The organism is Streptomyces sp. NPDC050732, assembly GCF_040654255.1.
Classification (GTDB): Bacteria; Actinomycetota; Actinomycetes; order Streptomycetales; family Streptomycetaceae; genus Streptomyces.
In genome coordinates, this window is record NZ_JBFAHP010000019.1 from 143,641 (window position 1) to 150,752 (window position 7,112).

Here is a 7,112-nt window from a genome sequence, read left to right on the forward strand (position 1 = left end):
GCGTCAGCCGGAGGAGAGAGGGGTCCTATGCGACTGTCGAGTACAGCTAGCCATTGTGCCATACGCCGCCGGGGCGCCCGAACCCGGTGCGGGCGCCCCGCATCGGCTCAGCCCACGCCCACTCCGACCACTTCCGGGATCCGGAAGGGCTTTCCGCAGCCGCCGCACATGATGGGCGCCTGAGCGAGCACGGAGGGAACTACGCGGACGTTGCGCCCGCAGTCGCAGACGGCCTTCACGCGCACGCCTCCTCCGGAGGAGCCGTGCCGGGCGGCCGGTCCCCGGAAACTGCGTGCGGTGTCCGCCGTCGTCGCCGCGCTGTGTGCCTTCAGGGCGCGGTGCAGACGGTCGATCGTCGGGCGGTAGCGCTTCTTGGCCTCGGGGTTGAGCGTGACCAGCGAGAAGCCGCTGCTGGGATGTGGCTCCTCGGGGTGGTCCAGGCCCAGCTCCTCGGCGATCGCGAGGAATCTGCGGTTGTGATAGCGGCCGGCGCGTGAAGTGTCGCGTACGCCGCGCGAGGCGGCGATGCCATGGACTGCCTCGTGAAGCAGTCGCTCGAAGGAGAGCTCGGCGCCGCAGGCGGACGACGACTCTCCGATCAGGGATTCGGGCGCGGCAAGGTCGGGCAGCTCGGGGTGGTGCCGCTGAATGTCGGCCCACGCCTGTGCCAGCTCTGCGGCGAGAACAGGTGGTGTCGTGCTCACGTCGTGACAACGAGCCGGGTGCCCCGGGGGTTCCATTCCGGGGCATCCCAAATAATTTGCACGTACCCGTCAGTTGCCCTTGATGCGTCCGGACGAGGGCGGGTGCGCTGATCTGCGGAGAAGCCTCACAGCTCGCACCAAGCCGGTACGTAGTGGCGCGTACGCCCCAGCGCGTAGAACAGCTCCTCGCGCCGGGGCTCGTGTTGCACGGGGCCGCGTGCGAGCCGGGAACCGTGGGGCCGGTACCGGAGCCGCGCTCCTCAGTAGGCGCGGGCCACAAGAGCGACGTTACCGGGGGTCTCGTCGGCGTCCGGCACCGCCCCGTCCTCGGCGACCAGACACCGTACGGACACGGCGTGCTCGGCCAGCCTGGCCTCGCCTTCTTCGCCGAGCACGGCCCACGGGAGGCGCGCCCAGCCGCCCCGCGGCGGTGGCTTCCACGGCCTCGTCGACCGTGCGGACGTCCGAGGTGCGGGACTCGCGGCGGTCGCGGGCCTGGCTCAGGAGCAGCGCCTGGTCCTCTTCGAGGACGGTGGGCAGCAGGGCGGCGAGTGCGGCGATCGCGACCGGCTCCTTGCCTCCCCTGAGGCGGCGGGCCAGCATCGCGGTGCCGTTCTCCAGGTCGCGCGGGCCGACCTCGACGCGCACCGGCACACCCTTGAGCTCCCAGTCCACGGCGCGCCTCCCGAAGGGGATGTCCGTGCGGTCGTCGACCTGGACGCGTACGCCCGCCGCCTTCAAGGTCTCGCCGATCTCGCGGACCTCGGCCAGTACGGCGTCGTCGCCCTTGACGGCGAGGACGACGGCCTGGACGGGGGCGAGGCGGGGCGGCACGCGCAGACCGCTATCGTCGCCGTGCATCATCACCAGGGCGCCGATCAGCCGTGTCGTGCTGCCCCAGGAGGTCTGCCAGACCAGCTCCTGGTTGCCGTCCTTGGACAGGTACCTGGTGTGGAAGGCCTTGGCGAAGTTCTGTCCGAGTTCGTGGCTGGTGCCGAGCTGGAGGGCTTTGCCGTCGCCCATCATGCCTTCGAGGGTGAGGGTGTTGATGGTGCCTGCGAAGGGCGGACGACGGCCGGCTCCTCCAGCTCCTTGCCGCCCCCGTGCGTGACGACGGCGAGCTCCGGAGCGAAGCCCTCGACGTGCTCCGCCTCCCTGGTCAGGTACGACTGCGGGATGAGTCGATCAGGTCCTGGTACCAGCGCGGAAAGTCGTCCGCCTGGGGCGTGAGCACAGGTGTCTTGGCCATGGCGCGCATGGTGGGGGCGGGCCTCCGGAGAGTGCGCGTTCTTATCGTCCAGGGGGCGCACGACGGTGGAACACAAGCATTGGCCCACAACCTCTGGACTCCACGACGGATGCGGAGTTCTCTGGCATACGGGGGGAGTGCGAGCGCACTGCACGGGGGCGGGCGAACCGTTGGATTACGGCACGGCACTAACTCTCGGCTGATTGGGGCGCATTCGATGACACCAACACTCGTGCAGTCGCACCGCTCCCCCGCGGGCGCCACGCCCCGCGTGGACCGGTGTGCACGCGCGCGTGACTGGGCGGAGATCCAGGAACGGATGCTGGTTCCGCTCTACGAAGCGGTGTACGAACGGCTCGAAGTGGGTGGCGCCACCCGGCTCCTGGGACTCGGTTGCGGTTCCGGACTCGCTCTGCTGATGGCGGCCTCCCGGGGGGCCGCGGTCACGGGCGTCGATCCGTCGCAGCCCGAGCGGCTCGCTCTCGCGCGAGAACGCCTCCTGCGGGACGGCAGGGGAGAGGCACGCGCGCGTACCGGCACACGCCTCATCGAGGGCGGCCCCGCGGACGCGGCGGACCCCGGCCTGCCGGCGTACAACCTCGTCACCGCCTTTCAGCCGATCGGCTGCACGGCGGGTGACTCCGAAGGGCTTTCCGGTCTCCTGGAGGCGGCGGCTCCGCTCGCCGGGCGCGGTACTCCTGTGGTGCTCGTCGGCTGGGGCCCTCCGGAGCGCTGTGCGACCTCCTCCGTGCTGCGGGTGGCGACGAAGCTCACCGACCCGCTGCGGTCCACGGGCAGTTGGCGTCCCGCGCTCCGGGACGACCTGGAAGAGGTCGCCCACCGGGCGGGGCTCAAGCCGGACGGGTCGGGCCGGGTCGCGTGCCCCTTCGGGTACGCGGACGTGGAGAGCGCGGCACGCGGGCTGCTCTCGACGGGGCTGTTCGACGCGGCGGCGCGGGCGACGGACCAGGTGCAGGTGGACAAGGAGCTGACGGAAGCATTGCATCAGCATCGGCGCGGGGACGGGACGGTGTGGATGCCGAACGTCTTCCGGTATCTGATCGCTCTTACTCCGTAGGGAGGTCTCGGCCCTCTCCGTAGAAGCACGGTTCCGTAGAAGCACGGTTCCGTAGAAGCGCGGTACGTCAGCCTTCCTTGGCCATCCGTGTGATGCCTGCGATCCGGTACGCCTCGGCCTCCTCCAGCGTCTCGTTCTCCAGCAGGGCCGCGGCGAGCGCGTCCAGCTGGTCCCGGTGCTCGCGCAGTTGCCGGCAGGCGCTCTCGTAGCACTCGTCGACGATCCGCCGCATCTCGCCGTCGATCGCGTCGAGGGTCTGCGGTGCCGCCGCGAGCCCGTAGGCCTGCTGGGCGTCGTTGGGCAGGGCGGAGAGGCGGCCGACCCGGGCGCTCATGCCCCACCGGCCGACCATGCCGCGCGCGATGTTGGTGACCTGCTCCAGGTCGTTCTCGGCGCCGGTGGTGATGACTTCGTAGACGACGTGTTCGGCGGCCATGCCTCCCAGGGCGCCGATGATCCTGCCCCGGAGGTACTCCTCGGTGTAGGCGTATTTGTCGGAGTCCGGGGTCGAGAGCGTCACGCCCAGCGCGCGCCCGCGCGGCACGATCGTGATCTTGCGGACCGGGTCGGCGCCGGGCTGGAGCATGCCGAGCAGGGCGTGTCCGCTCTCGTGGTAGGCCGTGCGCCTGCGCTCGTCCTCCGGCATGACCAGGGGCCGTTCGGCGCCGAGCTGCACCTTCTCCATGGCTTCGGAGAGGTCGGACTGCGTGACCGTCGTCTGCTTGCGCTTGACGGCGATGAGGGCGGCTTCGTTGGCGAGGTTGGCGAGTTCGGCGCCGGTCATGCCCGGTGTCGTACGGGCGACCTGGGCCAGGTCGACGTCGTCGGCGAGCGGGATGGGCCTCGTGTGGATCTTGAGGATGGCCTCGCGTCCTCCCCGGTCGGGCGGCGAGACGTTGACGACCCGGTCGAACCGGCCCGGCCGGGTGAGGGCGGGGTCGAGGATGTCGGCGCGGTTGGTGGCGGCGAGCACGATCACCCCCTCCGCACCCGAGAAACCATCCATCTCGGTGAGGATCTGGTTCAGCGTCTGTTCGCGTTCGTCGTGCCCGCCCATCCCGCTGCCGCCGCCGCGCGCGCGTCCGATGGTGTCGATCTCGTCGATGAAGATGATCGACGGGGCGACCTTGCGGGCCTCGGCGAAGAGTTCCCGTACGCGTGAGGCGCCGACGCCCACGATCATCTCGATGAACCCCGATGCGGAGGCCGAGAAGAAGGGCACGCCCGCCTCGCCCGCGACGGCGCGCGCGAGCAGTGTCTTGCCGGTGCCGGGCGGCCCCGCGAGGAGCACACCGCGCGGCATCTTGGCGCCCATCGCCCGGTAGGCGTCCGGGTTCTTGAGGAAGTCGACGACGTCGTTGAGCTCGCCCTCGACCTCGTCGATCCCCGCCACGTCCTCGAACGTGGTCCGCTTCGCTCCCGGCTCAAGCTCGACCGGCTTGGGCGGCGTCTTGCGCCCGAGCATGCCGCCCCCACCGCCCATCCCGGCGCTCATGCGCCGGGCGATGAAGATCCACAGAACGACGAGGAGCAGCATCGGGGCGAGTGAGATGAGCAGGTTCGAGAGGAAGCTGCGCTCCTGCACGACGGGCTCGGCGGTGACGGTGACGTCGTGCTTGGTCAGGTCGTCCCAGAGCTTGTCGTCGGCGAAGGCGGGGCGCTGCGTCGTGAACTTGGTGTAGTTCCCCTTGTCCTTGCCGGGCTTGGGCTGCTCCTTCTTGAGCTGGCCCTGGATCGCGTCGCCCTTGGAGTAGATCTTCGTGACGTTGCCGGAGTCGACCTGTTTGCTGAACTCCGTGTACGAGATCGTCGGCTCGTCGCCGTCGCTGAAGAAGGACAGCACGAGGTTGGCGATGACGAAGACGATCAGTGCCGTCACGATCAGGCCGCCCCAGCCGCCGGGCATCTTCTTCCTCGGCGGCGGCGTGGGGGCGGGCGGGGGCGCGCCCTCGGAGCGCCAGGGCGGGTCGGGCGCCTGGCGCGGCGGCACAGGGTTGCTCATATGCGGACGTTACGTCAGAAATCGCCCCGCGGCACTCGCGCTGACGCCGGGAAACGACGAGGGCGCCCCTCTATGGAGGGACGCCCTTCAGCGCGTACGAGATCGAAGCGGCCCGCGATGTGACAGCCCGCTCGGCGGGACGAGGTCAGCCCATGAACTTCTTGAACTCGTCCGGCAGCTCGAAGTCCTGCGGGGCCTTGCCGCCCGGAAGGCCGAGGGCTCCGCCGGCCTGGGCGGCGGCCTCGCGGCGGGCGGCCTCCTCCTGCTCCTCCTGCTTGCGCTTCATCGGGTTGCCGGAGCGCCGCTTGCCCTTGGCCTGCTTCTGCTTCTTCTTCTGCTTGCCGGGGCCGCCACCCATGCCCGGCAGCCCGGGCATACCCGGCATGCCGCCGCCCTGGGCCATGCGGGACATCATCTTGCGCGCCTCGAAGAACCGCTCGACGAGGTTCTTCACGGCGCTGACGTCGACGCCGGAGCCCTTGGCGATACGGGCACGCCGCGAGCCGTTGATGATCGTCGGCTCCTGACGCTCCATGGGCGTCATCGACTTGATGATGGCGGCGGTGCGGTCGACGTCCCGCTCGTCCAGATTGTTGATCTGGTCCTTGATCTGCCCCATGCCGGGCATCATCCCGAGCAGCTTGCTGATGCTGCCCATCTTCCTGACCTGCTCCATCTGGGCCAAGAAGTCGTCGAGCGTGAAGTCCTGGCCCTTCTTGGAGGCCAGCTTCGAGGCCATCTTCTCGGCCTCTTGCTGCGAGAAGGTCTGCTCGGCCTTCTCGATGAGCGTGAGCATGTCGCCCATGCCGAGGATGCGCGACGCCATGCGGTCCGGGTGGAACGCGTCGAAGTCGTCCAGCTTCTCGCCGTTCGACGCGAACATGATCTGGCGCCCGGTGACCTGTGCGATCGACAGGGCGGCACCGCCACGGGCGTCACCGTCGAGCTTCGACAGCACGACGCCGTCGAAGCCGACGCCGTCGCGGAAGGCCTCCGCCGTGTTGACGGCGTCCTGGCCGATCATGGCGTCGACGACGAAGAGGACCTCGTCCGGGCTGACCGCGTCCCGGATGTCGGCGGCCTGCTGCATGAGCTCCTGGTCGATGCCCAGGCGGCCGGCGGTGTCGACGATGACGACGTCGTACTGCTTGGTCCTCGCGAACTCGACGGAGTCCTTGGCGACCTGCACGGGGTCACCGACGCCGTTGCCCGGCTGGGGGGCGTAGACACCGACGCCCGCGCGCTCGGCGACCACGCTCAGCTGCTTGACGGCGTTGGGACGCTGCAGGTCACACGCCACCAGGAGCGGCGAGTGGCCCTGGCTCTTCAGCCAGAGACCGAGCTTTCCCGCGAGGGTCGTCTTACCGGCACCCTGCAGACCCGCGAGCATGATGACGGTCGGCGCGGTCTTCGCGAAGCGCAGTCGTCGCGTCTCGCCACCCAGAATGCCAATGAGCTCCTCATTGACGATCTTGATGACCTGCTGGGCGGGGTTGAGGGCCTGGGAGACCTCGGCACCGGCCGCGCGCTCCTTGACCTGCTTGATGAACGCGCGGACGACGGGCAGGGCCACGTCCGCCTCAAGCAAGGCGATGCGGATCTCGCGGGCCGTGGCGTCGATGTCCGCCTCGGACAGGCGGCCCTTGCCCCGGAGGTTCTTGAATGTCGCTGCGAGGCGGTCGGAGAGAGTATCGAACACGGCGGTCGCGAATCCTCGGGTCGGGGGAAGGGGGACAGGTCGCCTTCCAGAGTATCTGGCGAGGGCGGGTACCTGGGGCGCCGGTCGCGACTTCCCCGTCGCGCACCGTCGGCTCCCCCGTCCGCGCCGTCCCGACCGCCTCCGCCCTCCCGCCCGGCACAGGCTCTTCCGCCCCGGGCGGGTGGGGCTGCCCTGCGCCGTCCCGCCGGGGCAGGGACAACTATCCCGCCGCTCCGCGGCGGATGCCTCCCACCCACCCACCCGTTTGCCCCGCGACGTCCTGCGGGGGTAGGGGCGGGCGGGCGGGGGGGGGCGGCCTGCGACGTCCTGCGGGGGCAGGGGCCAGTGGGTGGGGGGGGCGGCCTGCGACCTGCACAACG

General features: G+C 70.2%; 4 protein-coding genes and 1 pseudogene. 1 reads left to right on the forward strand and 4 read right to left on the reverse strand.

The features are described from left to right. Positions 1-107: 107 nt before the first annotated feature. The gene (locus AB0H82_RS19385; RefSeq protein ID WP_362994255.1) at positions 108-704 is read right to left on the reverse strand and encodes a hypothetical protein; all 597 of its coding nucleotides are present in this window, start codon (positions 702-704) and stop codon (positions 108-110) included. 260 nt (positions 705-964) lie between these two features. Beyond that, a pseudogene (locus AB0H82_RS19390) lies at positions 965-1,953 on the reverse strand (His/Gly/Thr/Pro-type tRNA ligase C-terminal domain-containing protein). 217 nt (positions 1,954-2,170) lie between these two features. Between AB0H82_RS19390 and AB0H82_RS19395 the strand changes: the two are divergent. Beyond that, complete coding sequence (locus AB0H82_RS19395) at positions 2,171-3,031, forward strand: SAM-dependent methyltransferase (protein ID WP_362994257.1); 861 nt, start codon at positions 2,171-2,173, stop codon at positions 3,029-3,031. A 67-nt stretch (positions 3,032-3,098) separates the two neighbouring features. On the opposite strand, the gene ftsH is transcribed toward AB0H82_RS19395, so the two are convergent. Together ftsH and ffh are read right to left on the reverse strand one after the other, a co-directional pair. After that, the gene (gene ftsH, locus AB0H82_RS19400; RefSeq protein ID WP_362994259.1) at positions 3,099-5,033 is read right to left on the reverse strand and encodes an ATP-dependent zinc metalloprotease FtsH; all 1,935 of its coding nucleotides are present in this window, start codon (positions 5,031-5,033) and stop codon (positions 3,099-3,101) included. A 145-nt stretch (positions 5,034-5,178) separates the two neighbouring features. Continuing rightward, positions 5,179-6,732: a signal recognition particle protein gene (ffh, locus tag AB0H82_RS19405; protein ID WP_362994261.1), complete on the reverse strand. Its 1,554-nt coding sequence runs from the start codon at positions 6,730-6,732 to the stop codon at positions 5,179-5,181. Between the last annotated feature and the right edge of the window lie 380 nt (positions 6,733-7,112).

Excerpts from the sequence above, each read along its gene's own strand:
- AB0H82_RS19395 (WP_362994257.1), top strand. The coding sequence starts at position 2,171 with ATGACACCAACACTCGTGCAGTCGCACCGCTCCCCCGCGGGCGCCACG.
- ftsH (WP_362994259.1), bottom strand. The coding sequence starts at position 5,033 with ATGAGCAACCCTGTGCCGCCGCGCCAGGCGCCCGACCCGCCCTGGCGC.